We start from the raw sequence: 25,605 nt of genomic DNA on the forward strand, positions 1-25,605 counted from the left end.
CAGCGTTCAAACGAGAGCGTTCAATGAAGCAACCGGACGGTTGCCGTGCTTCTGCAGAAACGCTTCCATTCGGGCAATGTCAACGGTGCCGTCAGTTGTATAATCCGCTGCATGCACTCCGCCGGAGATGTAAAGCACATCCAGTCCGAAGTCGGCAGCGCCCTTCACATCGGTCAGAACACCGTCTCCAATACCGAGAATTCGACTTTTTTCCACTTTCCCGCCGCGAATTTCTTCAGCAAACCGCAACGCTGCCTCATAAATCGGGCGGTGTGGCTTTCCAGCGATGAGGGTGCGGCCGCCCAACTGGCTATATTCGCGCGCGAGAGCGCCAGCGCACCAGATCAACCGCGAGCCGCGCTCAACCATGATATCCGGATTTGCGCAGATGAACGGAAGATTGCGAGAGCGCAAGCGGACCAGCAGTTCCTTATAATCGTCGGGCGTTTCGGTTTCATCATCATAGAGGCCGGTGCAGACAACACCTGCAGCTTCGAATTCTTCGACCCGTTCCACCTCGAGACCGTCATAAATGGTCAATTCGCGCTCGCAGCCGATATGAAACACCTTTCGCGGACCTTCTGCGATCAGATCTCTGGTTACATCGCCCGATGTCACAACACGGTCATATGTATCCGCGGGCACGCCAAGTCCCAGCATCTGCGCTTCGACATCAGGATGAGGTCGTGGAGAATTGGTTACCAGAATAACTGTAACGCCGTTGGCGCGTGCGCGTTTTAGCGCCTCAATCGCCGCCGGATAGGCGGACACACCGTTATGCACTACACCCCATACATCGCAGAAGAGCACATCGTACTGGTCGGTCAGATCATCGAGGCGGTCGAGCTGCTTCATGGTTTCCTCTTGATAATTCATCTGTAAGGCGAGAATTGCCAGCGCTCCATCTAACCCAGCCGACCCCATCTGTCACGGCCTTTGGCCCGGATTCCGACAGGTAAAGCTTCGTTCAATCATCCCACAGGGGATTTCACCCTTCATTTACCCTGCTTCGTGACCGACTATTAGAAAGATATTGATAGGAGCGGATACAACTTTCCATTTCATACACTGCAGATACAACCGCCGGCGGGGGCAAAATTGAAAAACTGGTTTGTTAAATTCGGCAGGCTTTCGCTGCTTGCCTTTCGCCGTCTGCCTCATTCAATGCGCCAGCGTTTCATCGAGGATGAACGCGGTAATTTTGCGATGATGACAGCCTTGGTGCTGGTACCCCTGCTTCTCGCTGGCATGGTCGCGGTTGACACCGCCAATCTCATGCGCGTGCGCAACAATGTGCAGGCTTCGCTTGATGCTGCTGCTTTGGCTGTGGGTAAGAGGTTCTCCACCGGAGCCTCCCAATCCGATATGCAGGCATATGGAGCACGGGTCTTCGGCGCGAACCTTACGGCCATAAACGTTGATGCGGTGCAGTTTCAGGTCAGTTTTCCAGAAGGAGCGCAAGCAAACCAGCAAGTACGGGCAACTGCCAACTTCACATATCAGTCCCTTTTCGGGGTCATAGCGTCTCGCCTGCTGGGTTCAGACCGAAATGACTGGGATAATAAAAAATACGCGATGCAATCAGCCGTAAGACTTAAGAACACGGTCGAAGTTGCGCTTGTCCTCGATAACTCCAAGTCCATGGATGAAACAAGAAGCGGATCGTCAAAAAAACGCATCGATCTTCTAAAGGAAGCCGCCTCGCAACTTGTGGAAACGATGGCCTCGCAATCCGCACTCATAACCCATGTCGAAAAACCTGTGCAGTTTTCGCTGGTTCCTTTCGCCGGTTCTGTGAACGTCGGCTCGCAATATCTCAATGCGGCCTGGATGGACCCGGAAGGCAAGTCTTCTGTCAATCTTGAAAATTTCAGCCTGCCCGTCACGATCGACAGTACCCGCAAGATAGAAGAAAAGCCCGCGGGCAGCGGGCGATATTACAAAGTGGGAACCGGCTGGGGAGAACGCAACAACAAGCCTTTTTCGCGCGCGGAGCTTTATGCTGACCTTACACGGAGATCAAGCGAGCAGTGGCTCTCCTGGCAGGGGTGCGTCGAATCCCGTCCCGGCCCTTATGCGCTGGATGTAACGCCGCCTTCTGACAGCAATCCGGATACGTTGTTTGTACCGATGTTCGGCCCGGCTGAGTATTACAACACCGACAGCAGGGGGAACGTCACTTCCACCGTTTTGAACAGCTGGTGGCAAGACGACACCTCCCTCGCCTACTCGCCCCGACAAAGCGACTTGAAAAAATATTACCTGCGCGATTCCCTCGACAAGATCTACCGGGGCGGAAGATCGACAGACGGCGGCCCTAACTATAGCTGCACCACATCACCTCTCACGCCCTTGACTGACGTTACAACCGCACAAGGAATGAAAACGATCCAAACCGCGATCAAGGCAATGGTGCCAGCCGGTGGCACGAATGTTCCTGAAGCCATGGCCTGGGGCTGGCGAACCATCGTTCAGGGTGCCCCGTTCACAGAGGCCCGGGCTGCAACGGAACGAGGCAATGACAAGGTGGTGATCGTACTCACCGATGGCGCCAATACTTATTATAAATATGACGGTTTGGCTGGCTCGGGGCCAGACCGTGCCGGAAACCTGTCTTATTACTCGGCACATGGCTATACCTCCCGTATAACCAAGAAATACAGCCAGAGCCGCCTCTTTCAGGAAAGCGGCGTTTCGGTTTCGCAAAACAACGCTACATACACCAAGGCTATGAACGCCCGTTTTGCAAAACTCTGCGACAACGCCAAATCCGCCAATATCATCGTCATGACGGTCGCGCTTGATCTCAACGAAGCAAACAGCACAGAAAAGGCCCAGATCGACTTGCTGAAATCGTGCTCTTCAAACTCACGCGTGCGCATGGAAGGGGGAAAACCAGTCAAACTCTTCTGGAATTCGACCGGCGGCGAGCTGAGCGAAACCTTTCGTCAGATTGGCGACGAATTGTCCAATCTACGCATCGTCAATTGATATCGGCAACGGCATCACCATATGCGGGTATCGGCTGCGCCTGCCCGATGGTGGTTCTGTGTTAAGTATGGTGCAAATTAACCATCATTCGCCTGTCAAATTCATCAGGCAATCTTGACAAGATAAGGCACGGCTTCTATCTCAGAGCCACGTTAGCACTCTCAGATGATGAGTGCTAACAAGCGCGGATCGGTTCGATCCGTTAACAGGGTTCAACGTCTATAACACCAAGGGTTATACCATGGCTGATATCAAGTTCCGCCCGCTTCATGACCGCGTCGTCGTTCGTCGCGTTGAATCGGAAGCCAAGACCGCTGGCGGCATCATCATCCCTGACACCGCCAAGGAAAAGCCGCAGGAAGGCGAAATCGTCGCTGTTGGCGCTGGCGCTCGTGATGAAGCAGGCAAGCTGATCGCTCTGGAAGTCAAGGCTGGCGACAAGGTTCTGTTCGGCAAATGGTCGGGCACCGAAGTCAAGATCGGCGGCGAAGACCTGCTGATCATGAAGGAATCCGACATTTTGGGCATCGTTGGCTAACCAAGCCTCGGGCGGTTTCGCTCTTACCTGAAAACCAATTCACCATAATCTGACCGGGACAATTCCCAGGAGAGTAAAATGGCTGCTAAAGACGTAAAATTCGGCCGCACTGCGCGCGAAAAGATGCTGCGCGGCGTCGATATCCTCGCTGACGCTGTTAAGGTAACGCTCGGCCCGAAGGGTCGTAACGTTGTTATCGACAAGTCCTTCGGCGCTCCGCGCATCACCAAGGACGGCGTATCGGTCGCCAAGGAAATCGAACTGGAAGACAAGTTCGAAAACATGGGCGCACAGATGCTGCGCGAAGTAGCTTCGAAGACCAACGACACCGCCGGTGACGGCACGACGACCGCGACCGTTCTGGGTCAGGCAATCGTTCAGGAAGGCGCCAAGGCTGTTGCCGCTGGCATGAACCCGATGGACCTGAAGCGCGGCATCGACCTCGCAGTTTCGGAAGTTGTCGCTGAACTTCTCGGCAAGGCCAAGAAGATCAACACGTCGGAAGAAGTTGCCCAGGTTGGCACGATCTCCGCTAACGGCGAATCCGAAATCGGCAAGATGATCGCGGAAGCGATGCAGAAGGTCGGCAATGAAGGCGTGATCACGGTTGAAGAAGCCAAGACCGCTGAAACCGAACTCGAAGTCGTTGAAGGCATGCAGTTCGATCGCGGTTACCTGTCGCCTTACTTCGTCACCAACCCTGAAAAGATGGTTGCTGACCTCGAAGACGCCTACATCCTTCTGCACGAAAAGAAGCTCTCGAACCTTCAGGCTCTTCTGCCGGTTCTGGAAGCTGTCGTTCAGACCTCCAAGCCGCTCGTCATCATCGCTGAAGACGTCGAAGGCGAAGCTCTTGCAACGCTCGTTGTCAACAAGCTGCGCGGCGGCCTGAAGATTGCTGCTGTCAAGGCTCCTGGCTTCGGCGATCGCCGCAAGGCCATGCTCGAAGACATCGCGATCCTCACCGGTGGTCAGGTTATCTCCGAAGACCTCGGCATCAAGCTCGAAACCGTTACGCTCGACATGCTCGGCCGTGCCAAGAAGGTTTCGATCTCCAAGGAAAACACCACGATCGTTGACGGTGCAGGCCAGAAGGCTGAAATCGACGCTCGCGTTGGCCAGATCAAGCAGCAGATCGAAGAAACCTCTTCGGACTACGACCGTGAAAAGCTTCAGGAACGCCTTGCCAAGCTCGCTGGCGGCGTTGCCGTGATCCGCGTCGGCGGTGCAACGGAAGTTGAAGTGAAGGAAAAGAAGGACCGCGTTGACGACGCCCTGAACGCAACCCGCGCTGCGGTTGAAGAAGGCATCGTTGCTGGCGGCGGCACTGCACTCCTCCGCGCTTCGGCCAAGATCACTGCCAAGGGCATCAATGCCGACCAGGAAGCTGGCATCAACATCGTTCGTCGCGCTCTGCAGGCTCCGGCTCGCCAGATCACGACCAATGCCGGTGAAGAAGCTTCGGTCATCGTTGGCAAGATCCTTGAAAACGCCTCCGAAACCTTTGGCTACAACACCGCCAATGGCGAATTCGGCGACCTGATCAAGGCTGGCGTTGTCGATCCGGTCAAGGTTGTCCGCACCGCCCTGCAGAATGCAGCATCGGTTGCTGGCCTCCTGATCACCACCGAAGCCATGATCGCTGAACTGCCGAAGAAGGATGCAGCTCCGGCTGGCATGCCCGGCGGTATGGGTGGCATGGGTGGCATGGACTTCTAAGAAGTTCAAACGCCATTTTACTGAGAATGCGAGAAAGGCGGCCCTTGGGTCGCCTTTCTTTTTACTTCACGTAACAGTTTGTGATTTATGAAAAATTTACTCTGCTTTCGCTTTACCGCAGGGAATTTCTTATTTTAGAAACTTCTGATTGACTCTCTACCATCAATCATGGTCAATCCCGATTGATAGCGAGATGGACTTCCTGTTTGCCCCCGCACCTTGGAAGTCCTGTCTCAGGCAACAGGAAAGACAGGCCTCGGCTTGTCTTTCCACCTGCCCTCCTGAAAAGCCGGTTTTATTCTGCGGCGGAGATTCTCAACCCATCCGATGCGCGGGCGTCATATCGAGCGCGAGCCATCATTACTTTTGCTTCATTGGCGATGGCCCACTCACCCAGTGCGCGCACCGGGCGCAAAAGGTCGCGCCCCATTTCCGTCAATTCGTACTCGACCTTAGGCGGGATCGTCGGAAAGATCGTGCGCTTGACGAAGCCATCCCGTTCCAGATTGCGTAGCGTCGTCGTCAGCATTTTTTGAGAAATGCCGTCCACGGTTCGGCGCAACTCGTTGAAACGCATGGGATGATTACCAAGATAACTCACCACAAGCACCGTCCATTTATCACCAACGCGAGACAGAATCTCCGTTACAGTCCTGCATGCACTGGTTTCCTTGAAGTCACCGGGTTTCAAAAAAGTGCCTCCTTGTGCCGAAAATTAGTCACTTATATAGCGTCGGTTCCCAACGGTTACCACTCAATTGAGGTACTATCCATGTCTAAACTCAAAGTCGCTGTCATCATCGGCAGCACGCGCGAACAGCGTTTTGCCCCGGTCCCTGCCCAGTGGATTGCGAAGCTTGTTGCCGAACGGCCCGAAATGGACGTCGAAGTTCTTGATCTCGCCGACTATCCAATGGGGTTCTATGGCGACACCGCCACCACGCCCGCTCAAGCGGAAACCGCCGACAAATGGAAAACGAAACTGCGCGGGTTCGACGCGTATATTCTTACGGCGGCTGAATATAACCATGCCCCCACCGCCGTCCTGAAGAACGCTATCGACTATGGTGAGTGGATACAAAAGCCAATGGCGTTCGTTGGCTATGGTGGTGTGGGCGGCGCCCGCGCTGTCGAGCAATTGCGGATGATCGCAGTGGAAATGTCTTCCATGTCGGTCAAAACAGGGGTCCATATCCTCTTCCCTGATTATCTCGCAGTCGTTAAGGGCGAAAATACTCTGGACGATTTCCCTCATCTGGCGGAAGCAGCCAAGAACATGCTGGATCAGCTGATCTGGTGGGGTAGAGCTCTCAAGTCCGCTCGCGCCGTATAACGAAAATGGCAAGCCGGACATCAGAATTCCGGCTTGCCGCTGGCATCGGGCGCCCTATGATTATCCGCAGCTATAACGGAGTGAATAGTCATATGCGCAAGGAACTTCCCATCGCGACAGCCCCGAAAGACGGCCGCAAGATAACAGTCGTCTGGACCGACGAAGACGACCAGCGCAACGAGTCGATTGCGCAATACCGAACCCTTGCTCAATTGCAGGCTGGCGGCGGGCAATGGGATGAAACAGATACAGGCTGGTGGACTTTCACCGACAGCAAGACACAACGCAAGATCGAACCAACTGCCTGGATTTCCGAGGCGGACGATAGCGAACAAGAAGACGACGCTTGACGAAAAGTCCGGTCAATAAAAATTGACTTTTATGATCATATTTTATCAGTCTATCGAATATTAGAAGTTTCACGGAGAAACATTGACCCGCCAAAGATTTGGCGGTGCTATATTCATTCTAAAAGGCTCGGTTCCGAGTCCAAGTTTGCCGGAGACATGAAATGACCGCTACGCGTACCGAAACAGACACTTTCGGCCCGATTGATGTTCCCGCAGATCGTTACTGGGGCGCCCAGACGCAACGCTCGCTGCAAAATTTCCGGATCGGAGGCGAGCGCATGCCGCTTCCGTTGGTTCATGCGCTGGGGGTCGTCAAGCGCGCGGCAGCAGAAACCAACATTGCTCTGGGAAAGCTCGACCCTGTTCTTGGTCAGGTAATCGCGGTGGCGGCGTCCGAAGTCATCGAGGGCAAGCTGGACGATCACTTCCCATTGGTCGTCTGGCAGACCGGTTCGGGAACGCAATCCAACATGAATGCCAATGAGGTCATTTCAAACCGGGCTATCGAGCTTCTCGGTGGTGAAATGGGATCCAAGAAACCGGTCCACCCCAATGACCATGTGAATATGAGCCAGTCATCAAATGACAGTTTTCCAACAGCCATTCACATTGCAACCGCAGTTGAAGCGGTAAATCGTCTTTATCCGGCGCTTGAGCATCTAACGACAGCCTTGAAAGTCAAGGAAGACGCTTTCAAGGACATTATCAAAATAGGTCGCACCCATACTCAGGATGCAACGCCGGTCACGCTCGGACAGGAATTTTCCGGTTATAGTGCCGCATTGGAATATGCGCGCCATCGGATCGAGCAATCGCTTGCAGACGTTTTTCTGCTTGCGCAAGGAGGAACCGCCGTTGGCACGGGATTGAACGCGCCGATCGGTTTCGATACGGGTTTTGCTGAAGCCGTGAGCGAAATTACAGGCCTGGCGTTCAAAACAGCGCCCAACAAATTCGAAGCGCTTGCCAGCCATGGCGCTATTCTCAACTTCCACGGAAGCCTGAATGCCTTGGCGGCAGACCTTTTCAAGATTGCCAATGACATCCGTTTCCTGGGTTCCGGTCCCCGCTCCGGTCTGGGGGAACTATCATTGCCGGAAAACGAACCAGGTTCCTCCATTATGCCGGGCAAGGTCAATCCAACCCAGGCTGAAGCGTTGACGATGGTGGCAACCCAGGTCTTCGGCAACCAGACGACCGTAACCGCCGCGGCCAGTCAGGGCCATTTTGAGCTTAACGTGTTCAAGCCAGTTATTGCATATAATGTCCTGCAATCGATCCGCATCCTTAGCGATGCCATGGTGTCATTTGCCGATCATTGTGTCGAGGGAATCGAACCGAACTTGAACCGTATCAAGGAATTGCTGGATCGCTCGTTGATGCTCGTAACCGCGTTGGCCCCAGCCATAGGCTATGACAATGCGGCCAAGATCGCCAAGACAGCCCATAAGAACGGCACAACCTTGCGCGAAGAAGCTCTGGCGAGCGGGCTCGTATCCGAAGAAGACTACGATCGGCTGGTTCGCGCAGAGAGAATGATTGCGCCTGAGTGAATTGGTATTCATACTGTAAACAAACTGTCGAGGATTAGACGGCTTTCCTTGACAGTCAACAATCGTTAATTGATGCCTCAGCTCAACAGGAGATAGCCCCATGTCCACTATCACTCCGCAGACGAATGGCGTTGTAACGCTTATCGCCCGCATATTCCTATCGATTCTCTTCATTATTGCCGGTTACGGCAAGCTCACCGCCATTTCTGGCACCGCAGGCTACTTCGCTGGCCTCGGCCTTCCATTACCGACTGTCACCGCCGTGATCGTCGGCCTGGTTGAGTTGCTCGGCGGCCTTGCAATTCTCGTCGGCTTCCAGACCCGTATCGCAGCGGCCATTGTTGGCCTCTTCACCATCGGAGCAACGCTCGTTGCTCATATGGACTTCTCGCAGGCTATGAACGCCATGATGGCCCAGAAAAACCTGGCAATTGCCGGTGGCCTGTTCATTCTCGCCCTGCACGGCGCAGGTTCGCTGTCGGTCGATGCCAAGCGCAGCTGATAAAAGCACTACATACGACGAAAAAGCCGCGCCTTCATCGGGCGCGGCTTTTTCAATTGAGCGTATATGAACGGGTTCTATGCAAGGCTGATTGCTATCAGCGCCCTAACCCTTGGCGAATACGCGATGCTACCTCCGCCACACGTGCATTGCCGTGGCTTCGTCGCGCCGAAACAAGACAGGCCTGCGAGCGCAAAATAACGCCGTCTTCCAGCACCTTGAGACGGTTGGCGCGCAAGGTGGACCCCGTAGAAGTTATATCCACGATCATGTCGGCGGAACCTGCCGCCGGTGCACCTTCGGTCGCACCGAGGCTTTCCACGATGCGATAGACCTGAATACCGTGTTTCTGCGAAAAGAACTGCTGAGTCAGACGCCAGTATTTTGTGGCGATGCGAAGGCGACGGCCATGACGCTGGCGAAAGTCTGCAGCCACATCGTCCAGATCTGCCATGCTGGTCACATCACGCCAGACTTCAGGGACAGCCACCACCACGTCAGCGTGACCAAAACCAAGCTCAGCTTCAATAGCCACACGTTCTTCCGAATGTGCCAATGTCTCGCGAACGAGGTCCTCACCTGTAACGCCCAGATCGACGCTGCCATACCCAAGCTCGCGCGCAATTTCCGAAGCAGAAAGAAACAGGATATCCAGATCATCCTCACCTTCGACGCGCGCACGGTAATTGCGCGAGTCATCCGGCAGGACGACTGTGTAACCTGCATTTTTGAGCACCGCCAGCGTCTGCTCTTTCAACCGTCCCTTGGATGGCAATGCGAGTGTCACGCTCATTTTTTCTCTCCCGCCAGCATCTGCAACCGGTCGAGCCAGATGGAAAAGCCAACGCCGGGGATATTTTCCGAAGCGCCAAGCATAGTCAGAAGCCGGTCATAGCGGCCGCCGCCCGCAAGAATGCCATCTTTCTCGATGCCCGCAGCCCGGATTTCGTAAACGAGACCGGTATAGTAATCGAGCGGACGCCCGAAGGATGCATCGTAGATGATCTCGTTGGTGGCAATACCCGCATTCGCGATGGCTTCGCTGCGTGCTTCGAATTTCTGCAGCACCGCAGCAAGATCAAGAGCGTTTTCCGCTGCAAACGCCCGCAGGGTAACGGTCGCGGAATCAAGCGAAACGCGCATTTCAAGAAACTGCTTCAGAAGATCGAGCGCCGCGGCAGGGAAACGCGTGGCCGCCAGATCTTCCTTTTCGATCAGCCGGCGAGCGATTTCAGCCGGCGAACGTCCGGCGCCGGGCGACATGCCGGCTTCAAGCATTTCCGCTGCCAGCATCCGCGCAAGTCCGGTTTCGTCACCTTCTGCGACCAGCACTGCGAGCGTTTCCGGCAACGGATCACGCCGCTGGTCTCCCGTCAATTCAGCAAGCACCTGTTCCATCGAACTGGCGTCGCCGAAAGAACGGAGAATCTTCTTGCGCCAGCCCTGCGGGAGCCCCAGCGCTTTCAGCATGCCTGCGAAAACAGACTGATCGCCCAACACGATCTGAAGTTCAGCCTGGGGAGCCGCAGCACGAACACAAGTCAGCGCATCAACGATTGAGCGTGCATCAGAGGCGGCTTCATCGGATGCGCCCAGATCCTCAATGCCAGCCTGCAAAAACTCAGCCGCGCCATCACGACGTTGACGAAAAACTTCGCCGAGATAGGCATAGCGTTTGGGCGTCGCGGCATTCAAAGCGATGTGATTACGGCAGACCGGTATGGTAAATTCTGGCCGCAGGCACAGGCTATCGCCGTTTTCGTTCTCAGTCAGGAAGATACGGCGGCGCAAATCCTCGCCCGCCATATCCAGAAATGGATCAGCTGGCTGGATCAGCGGAATTTCGACAAGCTCCGCTTCGCGCGCATCAAGTTCTGCGCGAAGCGAGTTAAGAACCTCAGACGAACGCGATCCAGTCATGGCTTCCGTCACTTCGACTGTTCTGCGCGGTCACGCGCCTGACTGCCGAGAATTTCGCGGACGGCATCGATCAGCCCATCTTCCTTGACGGTGATCTGCGCCGGACGGCTTTCGCGCCAGGTCACATTATCTTCGATCTCTGCCGAAAGACGCTTTCCCTCGACCAGATCCTTGATCTGCACCTCACCAGCCTCGCGTTCCTGCGAACCCTGAATAATGACGCAAGGGGCCTCGCGGCGATCGGCATATTTCATCTGTGCCTTCATGCCGGAACCGCCAACATACATTTCAGCGCGGATACCAGCCTGACGCAGATTGGAGACCATCTTCTGGTAGCGGCTGAGGCTTTCTGTATCCTTGTCCATGACCAACACGACAACAGGACCGACCACATCGGAAACATCCAGTTTGCCCAGATTCTTCAGCGCGGTCATCAAGCGTGAGACACCGATGGAAAAGCCCGTCGCCGGAACCGGCTCGCCCCGGAAGCGCGACACAAGGCCATCGTAACGGCCGCCGCCGCCGACCGAACCGAACACGACCTTCTGACCGTCTTCATTGGTAACGTCGAACAGAAGTTCTGCCTCGAAAACCGGACCGGTGTAATATTCAAGACCGCGCACAACAGATGGATCGATCTTCACACGACCATCATATCCGCCTGCCGAAAACAGCGCCTGCATGTCGGCAAGTTCGCTAACGCCTTCTTCGCCCTTGGCATTGCCTGCGACGACAGCGCGAAGATTGGCAATCGTATCGCCACCAGTTGCACCACCTGCGTCAGTGAAAGCCAACACTTTTTCAATCGCGGCATCGGCAAGTTCAGCACCCTTGGTGAAATCGCCGCTTTCGTCCAGACGGCCTTTGCCAAGCAGAAGACGAACGCCCTCAGGACCGAACTTATCGAGCTTGTCGATGGCACGCAGCACGTTGAGGCGCTTCGCGGCATTGCCCTCGCCTTCCAGGCCAATTGCATCCAGCACGCCGTCGAGAACCTTGCGGTTATTGACGCGGATTACATAATCCCCGCGCCGAATGCCGAGACGCTCCAGCGTGTCGGCCATCATCATGCACATTTCGGCATCGGCCGACACGTTCGGCGCACCGACCGTGTCGGCGTCGAACTGCATGAACTGGCGGAAACGGCCCGGGCCGGGCTTCTCGTTGCGGAATACCCAGCCATTGCGATAGCTGCGATAAGGCTTGGGCAGCGACTCAAAATTTTCAGCGACGTAACGCGCAAGCGGCGCGGTCAAATCATAGCGCAGCGACAGCCATTGGTCGTCATCATCCAGAAACGAGAACACGCCTTCATTCGGGCGGTCCTGATCCGGCAGGAATTTTCCGAGCGCATCCGTATATTCGACCAGCGGCGTTTCCACCGGCTCGAAGCCATAGAGGTCATAAACTTCGCGGATGGTCGCCATCATTTTTTCGGCGGCGCGCAAATCATCCGGCACCCGATCGACAAACCCGCGCGGCAACCGCGCCTTCATCTTGTCCGCTTTATCGGCCATTTTTCCTGCCTGATCGCTGATTTGTACATATTGCCGATTGGAACCGGCATCAATTGTGTTGCCGGTTTCCTAACCGATCAAGTCCGTTGCGGCAAGTGCAGGGAATGTGTTCAGCGTGTCGCAATGGCGACTGCCGCTCCTGCCATCATGCCGGCGCTGGTTCTGTTGGCAATCCGCATCATGCGCGGACTGCGAAGAAACCGCCGTGCCTGCGCTGCAAGTACTACCCACGCCGTATCGACCGCGGCGAGAACGGCAAACATGACCAGCAGCAATTCGCCCCAGCCCACAAGGGAAACATGCGTGATGTCGACCACCGTCGGCAGAATGGCGAGGTAAAACACCATGATCTTGGGATTACCGAGCGTAATCGCCAGCGCGCTAAGGAAGAGCTTCCCGGCTTCCCCCTGACGAGGAATAGCGTTTTCATCGGAAACTTCATCAACTGGTGCGATCCACATCTTCCACGAAAGATAGATCAGGTAGGCAACGCCCACATATTTGAGAATGAGAAATGCTGTATGAAATGTATTGGCCAGCGCGGCCAGTCCCCAGACCGCCAATGAAAGCCAGATCGCATCACCGAGCCACAGGCCGAACATGAATGGAAAGACGCCCTTGTGGCCGCGGCTGATGACACGCGCCACCAGCGCGCCGACATTCGGCCCCGGCGTACCCGCCGCCACAACCAGAATACCGGCGAATGCCAACAACGACACCAAGTCCATGATTATCTCCCATACTCAAATGTGGGATGTTTCTGGCAGAAATGATGCAGCTTAGCAATCGCTGCTCGGGCCCGGCCTTTTGAAACTCTCTCGCAACTTTTCGATATGCAGCCGACAATGGCAGCCTTCAATGTGATCGTTCACCAGTCCCATCGCCTGCATGAACGCATAAACAGTCGTCGGCCCCACAAATGACCAGCCGCGCTTCTTCAGGTCTTTGGAAATGCGGATGGACGTTTCAGTCTTTGGATTGGCAATCAGAGTTGGATAGTCCACCACCGCAGGGCGATCTTTTGAGCCCGGCTCGAAAGACCAGAAATAGGCTGCCAATGAACCTTTCTCCGCAACGAGTTCAATTGCGCGTTTGGCGTTATTGATCGTGGATTCGATTTTCCCGCGATGGCGCACAATACCCTTGTCAGCCAGCAGGCGCTCCACATCCGCCTGACCGTATTGGGCAACACGATGGAAATCGAAGCCATCGAAAGCGGCCCGAAAATTCTCCCGCTTTCGCAAAATCGTGAGCCACGACAACCCCGACTGGAAACCCTCAAGGCAGATCTTTTCGAAAAGCCGCAAATCGTCGGAAACAGGAACACCCCACTCATTATCATGATAGGCAAGATAATCGGGTAATTCACCTGGCCAGAAACAACGCATCATTCCATCGGCACCGACGATCAGACCGGTTCTTGCCTCCGCAACATCGTTCATTGTTCCGCCTCTCAAGCTTCATCCATAATTAATTATGTCGCGCAACCTGACACTAACCACAACTTTAATTGGAAGGAGCATGAGGCAAAACACGCGGCGAAATTTACCTTTATGATTCCATTCCGGCACACAATCCCCCCATGAGCATGAGGGCCGCTCTCCTGACAGGTGATGTCAGGAGCTGCAAGGGGCAACTGCGCCAACAAGGTTTTCCGGCGCAAAGAGACGGATTTGGATTATGAAACCACGTCATCTTCTTTTAATCGGATCGCTTGCGGCGATTGCTGTTTCCATCGTCAGCACGGGCATGGCGTTTGCCAATGATCGCTATGCAACACCACCACCTGTGCGTGTCAGCCCTGATCTTTCCGCGCCATGGGTCGCTCAGTTGCAGGGGCAGCCCGCCAGAATACGGGTCGTGCAGCAGTCTCAGCAGCCAGCGCCGCGCGTGGCTGCCAGGCAGAAACAGAAAGCCAGATCGAACTACCGCCAGGTTTCATACCAGCGTCCGGCAGCAAACCCTTCCAATACTGTGCGAAAACACCAGATCGACTCGGCTTACCTGCCGCAGACGGTTTCCTATTCCGGCACTGAAAAGCCGGGAACCATTGTCATCGATACAGGCAAACGCTTCCTTTATCTTGTTCAATCCGGCGGTAAGGCAATGCGTTATGGGGTCGGCGTCGGCAAGCAAGGTTTCAGCTGGAAAGGTTCGCAGCGCATCAGCCGCAAGGCCGAATGGCCAACCTGGACGCCTCCAAAGGAAATGATCGCGCGTGAACGCAAAAAGGGACGTATCCTGCCTGCGCGCATGGAAGGCGGCATCAATAACCCGCTCGGTGCACGGGCGCTCTATCTGGGTGCAACGCTCTATCGCATTCATGGAACCAACCAGCCATGGACCATCGGCAAAGCCATGTCTTCCGGTTGCATTCGCATGCGCAATGAGGACGTCACCGATCTTTATGAACGTGTTCCGATTGGTGCAAAGGTCGTTGTCCGTTAGAACAATCGCCTTTTTCAAGCTGCTTGCGACCGCCCTCTTGCCGGGGCGGCCGTATTGTTTTCACAAATCTGAAAACATCAAAAATTCTGCACAGAAAGAATGATTGCAGACCTGCAAACATGATTGAAAGGGCTTTTCCTTTTCTGCCGAACACCCATATGCTGACGATGGCAAAGTCCAATGAAAGATGAAATGGACTGCTGGAAGGCAGTCCGTGCCGGAGAAGAACCGGCATGTGGGTCAATAGCATTTTGAGCATCACGGGAATCTGCCCGCGCTGAATGCTTCGGAGGGAAAGGACAAATCATGACCGTACCGATGGTTAAACTGAACGACGGCAATCATATTCCGCAGCTCGGTTACGGTGTCTGGCAAGTGGGTAACGACGAAGCGGTCGCCGCTGTCAGCGAAGCGTTGCAAGCAGGATATCGCCATATCGATACTGCCGCCATTTATGGCAATGAAGAGGGCGTCGGCAGGGCGATCAAGAACTCCGGCATTGAACGCAATGACATTTTTCTTACCACGAAATTGTGGAACAGCGATCAGGGCTATGAATCGACGCTGAAAGCATTCGATGCCAGCCTGAAAAAGCTTGGAACGGATTATGTGGATCTTTATCTCATCCACTGGCCCATGCCATCGAAAGATCTGTTTATGGAAACCTGGCGTGCCTTTCTCAAGCTGAAAGAAGAAGGCCGCGCCAAGTCCATCGGCGTATCGAATTTCCGCACAGCCGACCTTGAACGCATCATCAAGGAAAGCGGCGTCACGCCGGTTCTCAACCAGATCGAACTCCACCCACAGTTCCAGCAGGATGAGTTGCGTTTGTTCCATGGCAAGCACAGCATCGCGACCGAAGCCTGGAGCCCGCTCGGCCAGGGTAAAATTCTCGAGGACGCCACGCTGAAAGCCATCGCCGAAAAGCATGGCAAATCGGTTGCACAGATCATCCTGCGCTGGCATATCGAGACGGGCAATATTGTTATCCCGAAGTCCGTTACACCCGCCCGCATCAGGGAAAACTTCGGTATTTTCGATTTCCGTCTCAATGGAACCGATCATGATGCGATCACGAAACTGGACAAGGCCGATGGACGGATAGGTCCGAACCCGAGCACATTCTCGGCAGGCTGAGCAGGCACCGAAGAAAAAAACCGGGCCGCCGCCCGGTTTTTTTCAAGCGGCGATTTGTGACAATCCTTGCGGCTTCGGCCCGCCATAGGCCCAGTCGATCAGTTCTATCGTATGTACGATAGGCAGTTTGCTGCCCGTGGCGATCTGGGTCATACAGCCAATATTACCGGTTGCGATCAGATCGGGACGCGTCGCCTCGATGTTCTTCACCTTGCGATCACGCAGCTTGGCAGCAATCTCCGGCTGCATGATGTTGTAGGTACCAGCCGATCCGCAGCACAGGTGCCCTTCCAGCGGCTCCTTCACCGTGAAACCCGCCTTCGAGAGCAGGTCCTTCGGCTGGCGCACGATCTTCTGCCCGTGCTGCATGGAGCAGGCGGAATGATAGGCAACCGTCAGGGCCTGCGGCGCATCCGGTTCCGGCAGTTCGATGCCCGCGAGATACTCGGTAATGTCCTTGGCCAGAGCCGACACACACGCCGCCTTGTCCTTATAGGAAGGATCGAGGCGCAGCATGTAGCCATAGTCCTTGATGGTCGTGCCACAGCCCGAAGCCGTGACGATGATCGCATCGAGACCGCCCGCTTCGATCTCGCGCATCCACACATCGACATTGTGCCTTGCCTGTTCCAGCGCCTGCTCCTCGCGGCCCATATGGTGGACCAGCGAACCGCAGCAGCCCTCCCCCTTCGGCGTCACCACTTCGATACCGAAGCGGTTCAAGAGCCGCAGGGTCGCGGCATTGATGCCGGGATTGAGGACAGCTTGAGCACAGCCATTGAGGATCGCCACGCGACCACGCTTTTCGCCTTTGGCGGGACTGACCGTTTTGATCTCGGTTGCCACAGGCAGGCTTTGCGGTGCAAGATCGAGCATAGCCGCCATCGGCCGCAATGTCGGACTTTTGCGCAATAGCGGCGCGAAGGGCTTGCCTAGCTTCGCAAGCTTCAGGGCGGCGCGGAAGCGGCCCGGATAGGGCAAAACCTGCGCCAGAACCGCACGCAGGAAGCGGTTCATGAAGGGGCGTTTGTACGTTTTCTCGATATGCGCGCGCGCATGATCGACCAGATGCATATAATTGACACCCGATGGGCAGGTCGTCATGCAGGAGAGACAAGACAGGCAGCGATCCACATGGCGCACGATTTCCTCATCCGCCGGACGCCCGTTTTCGAGCATGTCCTTGATGAGATAGATGCGTCCGCGCGGACTATCCAGTTCATTGCCGAGCGTCACATAGGTTGGGCATGTGGCGGTGCAGAAGCCGCAATGCACGCATTTGCGCAGGATTTTCTCGGCTTCATTGACGCCGGGATCGCGTAGCTGGTCGGGGCTGAAATGAGTCTGCATGGTTTCAAGCTCCAGCCTGACGGGGATGCATACGCCCCGGGTTGAGGATATTTTCTGGATCGAATTGTTCTTTCAGCCGCCGGGAAAGTGCGGCAAGTGCTGACGGTTGCGGCTCAAACACCTCTACATTTGCTCGAATATGTTCCGGCGCGCGCACAAGCGTTGCATGACCGCCGCCATGTCTGGCGATAAGCTTGCGCAGAGTTTGTGCTTCAGGTTCGGCTTCCATCCGCATCCAGATCAGGCCGCCCTGCCAATCATAATAGGCATCGACACCGGCATGCCGACGGAACTCGTCCACCATTTGCCAGCCCTGCATCGGCGTCATTGAAACGCGCCAGACAGCTCGGTTATCCCCTGCATTGGCATAAGGCAGCACGTCGCGCACCTCCCGCCAAAGCTGCTCTGACTGCGTTTCATCAAGCACATCAATCGACCCGCCAAGCAATGCCTGCAATTGCTTGCTGCGATGCTCAACCGAAGGTGCAAAGCCCTCAAGCCGCAACACGGTTGCCGCTTCCCAACCGAGCTTTCCATCCAGAAAACGATTGGCGACCGTCGGCGGCAGATGCGCCGCGGAAGCGACTTCCTCTCGCGAACCCATGGCCATAGCCATGACGCGCGCCGCCTGTTCGTCAGTCAGTCCGCGCACGGCAAGCGTCGCTGCAGTTTCTGGCTTCGGCAGGACCTTGAATGTCACTTCCGTGGCAACGCCCAACGTGCCCCACGAATTGGCCATGCCTTTGGAAAGATCGTAGCCAGTCACGTTCTTGACTACCCGTCCGCCGGACTTGAACACTTCGCCGCGCCCCGAAACGACCCGCACACCGAGCACATGGTCGCGGGCAGCACCTGCCTTGAGACGGCGCGGACCGGACAGGTTGGCGGCCAGTGTGCCGCCAATGGTGCCGCGACCGCCCTCACCAGACAACAACGGCCCGTAATCCATCGGTTCGAAATGGAAGCACTGATTGTTGTCGGCCAAAAGCTTTTCGATCTCGGCCATGGGCGTACCGGCCTTTGCGGAAAGCACCAGCTCGTCCGGCTCGTACAGGGTCACGCCCGACAGAGCCGATACGTCCAGCACACGACCGGCATCAACGCGGTGGCCGACACCGCGCTTGGAGCCGTGGCCAATGATTTCCAGCGGCATGGAGCCTGCCAGCGCTTCTTGCACCGCCTCCAGAACGCCCGCCTCATCCTGAGGCTTCAAGATATTTGCATCACTCATGATCGGAACCACAGGTCAGAATCGGGGAATATCCGGGAAGGCCAACTCGCCGCGATGCACATGCATGCGGCCAAGCTCGGCGCAGCGGCGCAATTGCGGAAAGACCTTGCCTGGATTGAGCAGATGCTTGGCATCGAAAGCGCATTTGACGCGCATCTGCTGATCGAGATCGATCTCGTTGAACATTTCCGGCATCAGGTCGCGCTTTTCTATACCCACGCCATGTTCGCCGGTGAGAACACCGCCCACTTTCACGCAAAGCCGCAAAATGTCGGCACCAAAATCTTCCGCCGCTTCCAATTCGCCAGGAATATTCGCATCATAGAGGATCAATGGGTGCAGATTGCCGTCGCCCGCATGGAACACATTGGCCACCCGCAATCCGTATTTTTCCGACAGATCGCGCATGCCGGAGAGAACACGGGGCAACTCCTTGCGCGGAATGGTCCCGTCCATGCACAGATAGTCAGGCGAGATGCGCCCTACTGCCGGGAAAGCCGCCTTGCGCCCAGCCCAGAAAGCCAGACGCTGTTCCTCGGACTGCGACAGAATGCAGGTCGTTGAGCCGTTTTCAAGCGCCAGCGCCTCGACCCGGCCAATCAGATAATCCACCTCCACCGGCGGACCGTCCAGCTCGACAATCAAAAGTGCCTCGACATCAAGCGGATAACCCACGCGCACGAAATCTTCCGCGGCTTTGATGGCTGGCCTGTCCATCATTTCCATGCCGCCGGGAATGATGCCTGCGCCGATAATGTCGGCGACGCACTGACCGGCCTGTTCGCTGGAGGGAAAGCCAATCATGACGGCGCGCGCCGTTTCCGGCTTCTGCAGGATGCGCACGGTGATCTCCGTCACCACGCCGAGCAGACCTTCCGAACCGGTCATCAGACCAAGAAGATCGTAGCCCTCGCTGTCGAGATGCTTGCCGCCGAGACGGATCACCTCGCCGGTGATCAGCACCATTTCAATGCCCAGAACATTATTGGCGGTGAGGCCGTATTTCAGGCAGTGCACGCCGCCGGCATTTTCCGCGACATTGCCGCCGATCGAACAGGCGATCTGCGACGACGGATCGGGCGCATAATAAAAGCCCTCATATTCCACGGCCTTGGTGATGCCGAGATTGGTCACGCCTGGCTGCACCACCGCGACACGGTTGGGATAATCGATTTCCAGAATACGGTTGAAGCGCGACAGGCCAAGCAGAACCGCATCCTGCAACGGCATCGAGCCGCCCGATAGCGAAGTGCCCGCCCCTCTTGGCACGACACGAACATTATTATCGTAACAATAGCGCAAAACCTGCGAAACCTGTTCAACCGTTTCAGGCAGCACGACCACCAGCGGCAGCGAGCGGTGGGCCGTCAGCCCATCGCTTTCGAACACGCGCATCGCATTGACAGCATCAACGACGCCCTCGCCCGGCACGATGCCGCGCAGGTCAGCAACGATCTGCTCGCGCCGTTGCATGACGGACGCGTCCGGCTCCGGCATGATGAGTCCGCTCATATTCTCCTCCACCACTTGTGTGGCCAAAGTGCACTGTGCACCGTTCTCGTCAAGTGGTAAATCATTTTTACCACTTTGGCCCGTGACTGAACAGTTTCCACGCTGCGGCATAATTGCTTGCCTAGTTTCCCAGCGCTCGGCTAGATGCTCTAAACCCAGCGCTTTCGCAAAGCATCCAGGGAGCGGGATAACCGAATATGATGAGCAGTCTGGCAGATATGGAAATTTTTGCTCGTGTTGTGGCAACGGGCAGCATGTCGGCGGCTGCGCGGGATCTCGGTCTTTCGCCCGCAGTGGTTTCCAAACGACTCGGACGGCTGGAAGAACGGCTTGGAACCCGACTTCTCCAACGCACGACTCGCCAGATTGCGCTTACCGAGGCCGGTCAGGGCTATCATGAGCGGGTTCTCGCCATTCTCTCCAACATCGAGGAAGCGGAAGCATTTGTCGCCCGTCGTTCCGCCGACGCACGCGGTACGCTCAAGATCTCCGCCCCCACCACCTTTGGACGCATGCATATCGCGCCTTATCTCGTGCCGTTCATGCGTGCCAATGCCGATCTCACCGTGAATATGCAGCTCACCGACGATATGGTGGATATTGTGGGCGATGGATACGATCTTGCCATCCGCATCGCGGAACTTTCCGATTCCACCCTTGTCGCACGCCGCCTCGCCCCCGTCCGTCGCATTCTCGTTGCCTCTCCGGGGTATGTAGCAGAGCGCGGCACGCCGGAGACAATCGAGGATTTGCAACACCATATCTGTCTGGCGCCGCACAACAATGATCCATGGCGGCTGGAAGGGCCTAAAGGCCCCATTGTCATACGTCCGGTGGGTCCGCTGCAAACCAATTCCAGCGAAATGGTTCGCGAGGCAGTTCTGGCAGGCCTCGGCATCGCGCAACGCTCAACCTGGGATATCGGTCCCGAACTGGCAGCAGGCAAACTGGTCCAGGTACTGCCCGAATATGCGGCGTCCCGTAACGTCGCAATTCACGCCGTCTATCCATCCAAACAGTTTCTTCCGGCAAAGGTGAGGCTGTTCATCGACTATCTGGCCGATCTGTATGGACCGGTTCCCTACTGGGAAAGCGGCACATCCCCAGATGAAATGCCTAAAAAATAGACTAATTTTCATTCGTCGATTAATAAGTCGCGCATGTTCTATTAGCGAAGCAGCATATAGAGCTGGCTAAGCCTTTGATTTCAAAACGCTTGGCTCTTCCATAATCCGTGATTCAAGCGAATCGGATGATTTCCTCCCTATTGTCCTGATTTCCGGGAAAAAATGATGAACACACCTGTACGCCTCATTCTAGCAATCATCGTTGCCGTTATCGTCGGTTGCGGCTTCATGTTTTACGACAAATCGCGCGGTGCCGAATGGGTTGTTTCCCCGCAGCAAATCGAGCAGGCAAAAGCCGAAGGCAAGCCAGGCTTTGAAAGCCGCCCCGGCACAGTGACCGTGCTTCCGATCCGTAGCGAAACCGCTGACGCACTTCCCTTCAAATGGGCGATGTATGGTGTCGTTGCGGGCCTTTTTGTACTCGTGGCAACGCGCAAGCGTAAAAAAGCCTGATCGCTTTTCGATGACAAACCAAGAAAGCCCGGTTGGATTATGAGCCGGGCTTTCAATTTCAATATATTCCGTTGCCGGATATGGGGCTAACGGCTACTTTGCCGCCGTTACAAAGAGGCTTCAGAGGGCATGGCGGAAACGATTTTTTCACGCATACAGGCGAGCCGCACGGCAGATGATGTTGTGCACCAGATTGAGACGCTTATTCTCGAGGGTGTTCTGCGCGGCGGCGACAGGTTGCCTGGCGAGCGAGAACTGGCCCGTCAGTTCGATATTTCCCGCCCCATATTGCGCGATGCCCTCAAGCGGCTTGAAACAGCCGAACTCTTGATCTCCCGTCACGGCGGCGGCACATTCGTTGCAGATGTCATTGGACAGGTATTCAGCGCCCCTGTGGTGAAGCTTTTTGCCGATCACCGCAAGGCAACAGCGGATTATCTCGAATACCGCCGTGAAATCGAAAGCATTGCCGCCGAATATGCAGCACTTCGGGCGACACCAGCCGACAAGGCGCTTCTGACCGAAATCATGACCGGGATGGAAAAAGCTCACGGCGCCAGCGATTTCGATACCGAAGCGCATCTCGACGTGGAATTGCACAATGCCATTGGTGAAGCTGCCCATAACATCGTCCTTCTGCACACCTTGCGATCCTGCTACCAACTGCTGAAGGACGGTGTCTTTTATAATCGCAGCCTTATTTATAGCTATCCCGGCGTGGCCGACATGTTTCTGTCGCAACATCGCGCCATTTACGATGCAGTCATGGCTGGTAATCCGCAGGCTGCGCGCGAAGCCGTCCAAAAGCATATTCGTTTCGTGGAACAGGCAACGCACGATCGCGAGCTTCATGAGGAACGCGAGCGTGTCTCGCGCCTGCGCTACCGGCAGAGGGCCGGCCTCAAGACTGGCAAAGACATGAAGGAAGATGACGACGAATGAGCGTGGTTTTCAAGGATGCGAAAGGACCCGACGGAGTCAGAATTTACGCCATTGGCGATGTGCATGGCCGTCTCGACTTGCTGGAGGACATGCATGGGCTTATTCGCGCCGACCTTGATCGCCGTCCTGTCCACGACTGGCGCATCATTCATCTGGGTGACTATATCGATCGCGGTCCGAAATCGAAGGACGTGCTGGATTTCCTGATCGACGCATCGGAACGGGACGAACGCGTGATTTCGCTGCTTGGCAATCACGACGACGGTTTTCTCGCCTATCTCGCGACGGGAGACGTTGCCGGGATATTCGCACTGCATGGCGGCGTCGACACCGCTCGATCCTATGGTGTGGAAATTGATTTTACCGACGCGGATTCAGCCCGCCGTGGTCATGCAGCGCTCGTCGACGCCGTTCCGCAAAGTCATATAGACTTCATCCGCGCCATGCCCCGCTCGGTCGATTTTGGCGATTTCTTCTTCTGTCACGCCGGCGTCAATCCCGCAGTGTCGCTCGATGCGCAAGATCCCGAGGAACTGATCTGGATTCGCACAGCCTTCTTGAAGTGGGCCGAGCCATTCGAAAAAGTCATCGTCCACGGCCATACGCCACAAAGCGCCATCGATATTCAGCCCAACAGGGTCAATCTCGATACTTATGCGTGGAAAAGCGGCCAGCTTTCGGCCATCGTGATCGATGGTGCGGAAAAGCGTTTTATTGAAGCGAGGGTCAGGACCTATTAACGCGCTCAGTGCGCGCTGGAAATGCCGTAACCGTCGGTAGACATCGCATTGTTGTTGCCAGCGTCGACGGTGAATATGCCGACCGCCATGAACACGATCGCGGAAACCATCAGAACGGTGAGAAGAGTGGCATGCTTGACGGTCATATTCGGAACTCTTTCGACAGGGCCGGACGAAATTCGTTAGACGAGCCGCCACTTGAGAGCTTGGCGATCAGCCATGCTCACTCGGTCGCTGCCCGGGAAGACGGCGTTCAGTTACACCCGAAAAAAGTTACCCGCAACTGAACGGTTCCCGCCAGATCACGGCTTTTGCCATGAAAACCAGAATTGACTGTGAGCTGTGGCAAAGCCGCAACGCCGGAGTGCGACTTAAGGTTAAGGAGCGGTTACGGAATCTTCAGATTTTGGCTATCCAAGCCCTTGCTAAAGCTGCGCCTGCAGCATCCGCCTGTATTCCGAACTTCTTTGAAATCACGGGATGCTGTCTTGGCCAGTCCGGCGCGAATCCCGAGATGAGTTCGCCAAGCTGCTCGCTCCACTCGCCTACAAGCGCCGTGTCTGCCTCGAAATGGAACTGCGTGCCGTAGACTGCACGACCGATACGATAGGCCTGATTGGGTGTCATATCGCTCGTCGCCATGTGTATCGCATCCTTCGGAAGCGAAAACGTATCGCGATGCCAGTGAAAGATTGGAAAGGCATCCCCAGCCGCCGACAGGACCGGGTCGCGTTTGCCTTCCTCGGTAAGCCGAACCTCCCGCCAGCCGAATTCCATGGGGCGATCCAGAAGGTTCTCGGCGCCGTAAGCACGAGCTATGAGTTGGCTGCCCAGGCAAATACCGAGAACAGCTTTATCATTGCTGCCAAACTTGCGTATCAGCTCTAGCAAATGCGGAAAATAAGGACATTCGGCGTCGGCAAGCGCATTTTGCTCACCTCCAAGCACGATCAAGGCTTTGTATTCGACATCGTCAGCGGGCAATGCGTCACCGCTGCAAGGACGCCGAAGATCGATGGAAAAGCCCGCCTCTGCCAGAAGGGGTTCAATTTGCCCCAATCCAGACCCTTCGTAGTTCTGAACGACCAGCACACCCATGAGAAATCCCCGACCGCTTTTTTTGCTTGCTAACATGGAAAAGGCCCGGACGACAGCCGGGCCTTGAAATCAGTTTACAACTGAAACGCTGACCGTTCGGCCCGCAACCAGATGAACGTTGTCTGGCACCTCTTCAAGTTTCACACGCACCGGCACGCGTTGCGCCAGTCGCACCCAGTTGAAAGTCGGTGAAACATTTGCGAGCAGGCTGGAAGAATCACTGCGCTCACGATCCTCAATCCCTCCGGCGATGCCCTCGACCTTTCCTTTGATCTGGACTTTGCTGCCCATGATGTCGACCACCACCGGATCACCGATCTGGATGCGTTCAAGCTTGTTTTCCTCGAAGTAGCCGGAAACGTAGAACGAATCCGTATCCACAAGCGCCGTCACAGCGGAACCTGCAGAAACATAATCGCCCGGCTGAAGCGAGAAGTTGGTAATAACGCCGTTCACAGGCGCCTTGACCGATGATCGGTCCAGATTGAGCGCGGCAAGATCGCGGTCCAGCTGCGCCTGTCGATATGAGGCTTCCGCCTGTTGGGCTGTAGTTTCAATCTGTTCCAGTTTCTGACGGGTCACCGTGGTGTCGTTGAGCTGGCGGTAGCGGACCAGATCCCGATTGGCCATGTCGAGTGCAGCCCTGCTGCTATACACCTTCGCTTCTGCTGTTTGCAGGGCGAGTTTGTAGCGGGCCTGGTCGATACGGAAGATCACATCACCTTGATGCACAGCCTCATTATCATGAACGAGCACTTCGCCAACAAGGCCCGAGACGTCCGGAGCCACACGCACGACATCCGCACGAATCTTGCCATCGCGTGTCCATGGCGCGTTCATATAGTAATCCCATAGATGCCAGCCGAGAAGTCCCGCCATTGTGACCATGACGAGGGTTACAAAGACCCGGCCTGAATGTGCAAAGAGCTTTTTCATAGCGGTATTCCATTGAGAATGACGGCGGTAACGCCGAGAATGCAAAAATACATCGCAGCATCGAATAAGGGCCGATGCCACACGAAACGATAAAAGCGCATGCGCGCCAAAAGGCGCTGCATGGCCGTATTTGCGAAGTAGGCTCCCAGCGCAAGAACAGCGAGGGTTGGAATATAAATCCCATAGATGTCGAGTTCAGGTTGCATCA

At 55.7% G+C, this 25,605-nt stretch carries 27 protein-coding genes; 13 read left to right on the forward strand and 14 right to left on the reverse strand.

Features of this window, described 5'->3' with window-relative positions:
- Positions 1–6 precede the first annotated feature (6 nt).
- On the reverse strand, positions 7–855 hold the full coding sequence (locus AC0TOF_RS10535; protein ID WP_473768198.1) for a TIGR01459 family HAD-type hydrolase: 849 nt from the start codon (positions 853–855) through the stop codon (positions 7–9).
- Positions 856–1,098: 243 nt separating this feature from the next.
- Between AC0TOF_RS10535 and AC0TOF_RS10540 the strand changes: the two genes are divergently transcribed.
- The 3 genes from AC0TOF_RS10540 to groL all read left to right on the forward strand — a co-directional run bounded on the left by AC0TOF_RS10540 (position 1,099) and on the right by groL (position 5,248).
- On the forward strand, positions 1,099–2,991 hold the full coding sequence (locus AC0TOF_RS10540) for a TadE/TadG family type IV pilus assembly protein (protein ID WP_473768199.1): 1,893 nt from the start codon (positions 1,099–1,101) through the stop codon (positions 2,989–2,991).
- Between the two features lie 241 nt (positions 2,992–3,232).
- Entirely contained in the window at positions 3,233–3,529 is a 297-nt protein-coding gene (gene groES, locus AC0TOF_RS10545) for a co-chaperone GroES (RefSeq protein ID WP_006472506.1), read from the forward strand.
- A gap of 78 nt (positions 3,530–3,607) precedes the next feature.
- Entirely contained in the window at positions 3,608–5,248 is a 1,641-nt protein-coding gene (gene groL, locus AC0TOF_RS10550) for a chaperonin GroEL (protein ID WP_122001077.1), read from the forward strand.
- Positions 5,249–5,543: 295 nt separating this feature from the next.
- On the opposite strand, the gene AC0TOF_RS10555 is transcribed toward groL, so the two are convergent.
- Positions 5,544–5,939: a winged helix-turn-helix transcriptional regulator gene (locus AC0TOF_RS10555; protein ID WP_122001078.1), complete on the reverse strand. Its 396-nt coding sequence runs from the start codon at positions 5,937–5,939 to the stop codon at positions 5,544–5,546.
- A gap of 81 nt (positions 5,940–6,020) precedes the next feature.
- Here AC0TOF_RS10555 and AC0TOF_RS10560 point away from each other — a divergent pair, with 81 nt between their 5' ends.
- The 4 genes from AC0TOF_RS10560 (at position 6,021) to AC0TOF_RS10575 (ending at position 8,986) form a co-directional block, all read left to right on the forward strand.
- Positions 6,021–6,581 (forward strand): NAD(P)H-dependent oxidoreductase, encoded by a 561-nt coding sequence (locus tag AC0TOF_RS10560; protein WP_122001079.1) that lies wholly within the window; start codon positions 6,021–6,023, stop codon positions 6,579–6,581.
- Positions 6,582–6,673: 92 nt separating this feature from the next.
- Entirely contained in the window at positions 6,674–6,931 is a 258-nt protein-coding gene (locus AC0TOF_RS10565; RefSeq protein WP_473768200.1) for a hypothetical protein, read from the forward strand.
- Between the two features lie 161 nt (positions 6,932–7,092).
- On the forward strand, positions 7,093–8,484 hold the full coding sequence (fumC, locus tag AC0TOF_RS10570; RefSeq protein WP_473768201.1) for a class II fumarate hydratase: 1,392 nt from the start codon (positions 7,093–7,095) through the stop codon (positions 8,482–8,484).
- Positions 8,485–8,584: 100 nt separating this feature from the next.
- Positions 8,585–8,986, forward strand: a complete 402-nt coding sequence (locus tag AC0TOF_RS10575) for a DoxX family protein (RefSeq protein ID WP_473768202.1) — start codon at positions 8,585–8,587, stop codon at positions 8,984–8,986.
- Between the two features lie 97 nt (positions 8,987–9,083).
- Here the strand turns inward: AC0TOF_RS10575 and hisG are convergent, their stop codons facing one another.
- From hisG to AC0TOF_RS10600, 5 genes are all read right to left on the reverse strand, one after another.
- Entirely contained in the window at positions 9,084–9,779 is a 696-nt protein-coding gene (gene hisG, locus AC0TOF_RS10580) for an ATP phosphoribosyltransferase (RefSeq protein ID WP_122001083.1), read from the reverse strand.
- Positions 9,776–10,906: an ATP phosphoribosyltransferase regulatory subunit gene (locus AC0TOF_RS10585; RefSeq protein ID WP_473768203.1), complete on the reverse strand. Its 1,131-nt coding sequence runs from the start codon at positions 10,904–10,906 to the stop codon at positions 9,776–9,778. Before AC0TOF_RS10585 ends, hisG begins: the two co-directional genes overlap by 4 nt.
- A gap of 8 nt (positions 10,907–10,914) precedes the next feature.
- Positions 10,915–12,423 (reverse strand): histidine--tRNA ligase, encoded by a 1,509-nt coding sequence (hisS, locus tag AC0TOF_RS10590; RefSeq protein WP_473768204.1) that lies wholly within the window; start codon positions 12,421–12,423, stop codon positions 10,915–10,917.
- A 110-nt stretch (positions 12,424–12,533) separates the two neighbouring features.
- Positions 12,534–13,151, reverse strand: coding sequence for a LysE family translocator (locus AC0TOF_RS10595; protein ID WP_122001085.1), 618 nt, complete (start codon positions 13,149–13,151; stop codon positions 12,534–12,536).
- Between the two features lie 51 nt (positions 13,152–13,202).
- Positions 13,203–13,865 (reverse strand): DNA-3-methyladenine glycosylase I, encoded by a 663-nt coding sequence (locus tag AC0TOF_RS10600; protein ID WP_473768205.1) that lies wholly within the window; start codon positions 13,863–13,865, stop codon positions 13,203–13,205.
- Positions 13,866–14,103: 238 nt separating this feature from the next.
- On the opposite strand from AC0TOF_RS10600, the gene AC0TOF_RS10605 reads away from it, so the two are divergent.
- Both AC0TOF_RS10605 and AC0TOF_RS10610 read left to right on the forward strand, forming a co-directional pair.
- Complete coding sequence (locus tag AC0TOF_RS10605; protein WP_473768206.1) at positions 14,104–14,871, forward strand: L,D-transpeptidase; 768 nt, start codon at positions 14,104–14,106, stop codon at positions 14,869–14,871.
- Between the two features lie 306 nt (positions 14,872–15,177).
- Positions 15,178–16,008 (forward strand): aldo/keto reductase, encoded by an 831-nt coding sequence (locus AC0TOF_RS10610; protein ID WP_122001088.1) that lies wholly within the window; start codon positions 15,178–15,180, stop codon positions 16,006–16,008.
- A gap of 42 nt (positions 16,009–16,050) precedes the next feature.
- Here AC0TOF_RS10610 and glcF read toward each other — a convergent pair whose 3' ends face one another.
- From glcF to AC0TOF_RS10625, 3 genes are read right to left on the reverse strand one after another with little or no spacing between them, the layout of a single operon-like run.
- Positions 16,051–17,358, reverse strand: a complete 1,308-nt coding sequence (glcF, locus tag AC0TOF_RS10615; RefSeq protein ID WP_473768207.1) for a glycolate oxidase subunit GlcF — start codon at positions 17,356–17,358, stop codon at positions 16,051–16,053.
- A gap of 4 nt (positions 17,359–17,362) precedes the next feature.
- Positions 17,363–18,589 carry a glycolate oxidase subunit GlcE gene (gene glcE, locus AC0TOF_RS10620; protein ID WP_473768208.1) on the reverse strand — a complete coding sequence of 409 codons (1,227 nt, stop codon included), beginning with the start codon at positions 18,587–18,589 and terminating at the stop codon, positions 17,363–17,365.
- Between the two features lie 15 nt (positions 18,590–18,604).
- Complete coding sequence (locus tag AC0TOF_RS10625; RefSeq protein WP_473768209.1) at positions 18,605–20,101, reverse strand: FAD-linked oxidase C-terminal domain-containing protein; 1,497 nt, start codon at positions 20,099–20,101, stop codon at positions 18,605–18,607.
- A gap of 197 nt (positions 20,102–20,298) precedes the next feature.
- On the opposite strand from AC0TOF_RS10625, the gene AC0TOF_RS10630 reads away from it, so the two are divergent.
- The 4 genes from AC0TOF_RS10630 to AC0TOF_RS10645 all read left to right on the forward strand — a co-directional run bounded on the left by AC0TOF_RS10630 (position 20,299) and on the right by AC0TOF_RS10645 (position 23,363).
- Positions 20,299–21,228 carry a LysR family transcriptional regulator gene (locus AC0TOF_RS10630; protein WP_473768210.1) on the forward strand — a complete coding sequence of 310 codons (930 nt, stop codon included), beginning with the start codon at positions 20,299–20,301 and terminating at the stop codon, positions 21,226–21,228.
- A 165-nt stretch (positions 21,229–21,393) separates the two neighbouring features.
- A complete protein-coding gene (locus tag AC0TOF_RS10635) occupies positions 21,394–21,681 on the forward strand; it encodes a hypothetical protein (RefSeq protein ID WP_122001093.1) in 288 nt (95 codons plus the stop codon).
- Positions 21,682–21,810: 129 nt separating this feature from the next.
- Positions 21,811–22,623 carry an FCD domain-containing protein gene (locus AC0TOF_RS10640; RefSeq protein ID WP_473768211.1) on the forward strand — a complete coding sequence of 271 codons (813 nt, stop codon included), beginning with the start codon at positions 21,811–21,813 and terminating at the stop codon, positions 22,621–22,623.
- On the forward strand, positions 22,620–23,363 hold the full coding sequence (locus tag AC0TOF_RS10645) for a metallophosphoesterase (RefSeq protein ID WP_473768212.1): 744 nt from the start codon (positions 22,620–22,622) through the stop codon (positions 23,361–23,363). Before AC0TOF_RS10640 ends, AC0TOF_RS10645 begins: the two co-directional genes overlap by 4 nt.
- A gap of 5 nt (positions 23,364–23,368) precedes the next feature.
- Here the strand turns inward: AC0TOF_RS10645 and AC0TOF_RS10650 are convergent, their stop codons facing one another.
- The 4 genes from AC0TOF_RS10650 to AC0TOF_RS10665 form a co-directional block, all read right to left on the reverse strand.
- Entirely contained in the window at positions 23,369–23,509 is a 141-nt protein-coding gene (locus AC0TOF_RS10650; protein ID WP_162997303.1) for a hypothetical protein, read from the reverse strand.
- Between the two features lie 253 nt (positions 23,510–23,762).
- Positions 23,763–24,461, reverse strand: a complete 699-nt coding sequence (locus tag AC0TOF_RS10655) for a type 1 glutamine amidotransferase (RefSeq protein WP_122001096.1) — start codon at positions 24,459–24,461, stop codon at positions 23,763–23,765.
- 69 nt (positions 24,462–24,530) lie between these two features.
- On the reverse strand, positions 24,531–25,397 hold the full coding sequence (locus AC0TOF_RS10660) for an efflux RND transporter periplasmic adaptor subunit (protein WP_473768213.1): 867 nt from the start codon (positions 25,395–25,397) through the stop codon (positions 24,531–24,533).
- Positions 25,394–25,603 carry a DUF1656 domain-containing protein gene (locus AC0TOF_RS10665; RefSeq protein ID WP_122001098.1) on the reverse strand — a complete coding sequence of 70 codons (210 nt, stop codon included), beginning with the start codon at positions 25,601–25,603 and terminating at the stop codon, positions 25,394–25,396. The genes AC0TOF_RS10660 and AC0TOF_RS10665 overlap by 4 nt, the downstream gene beginning before the upstream one ends.
- Positions 25,604–25,605: the final 2 nt, after the last annotated feature.

Source organism: Ochrobactrum sp. PL_is501 (assembly GCF_055816895.1).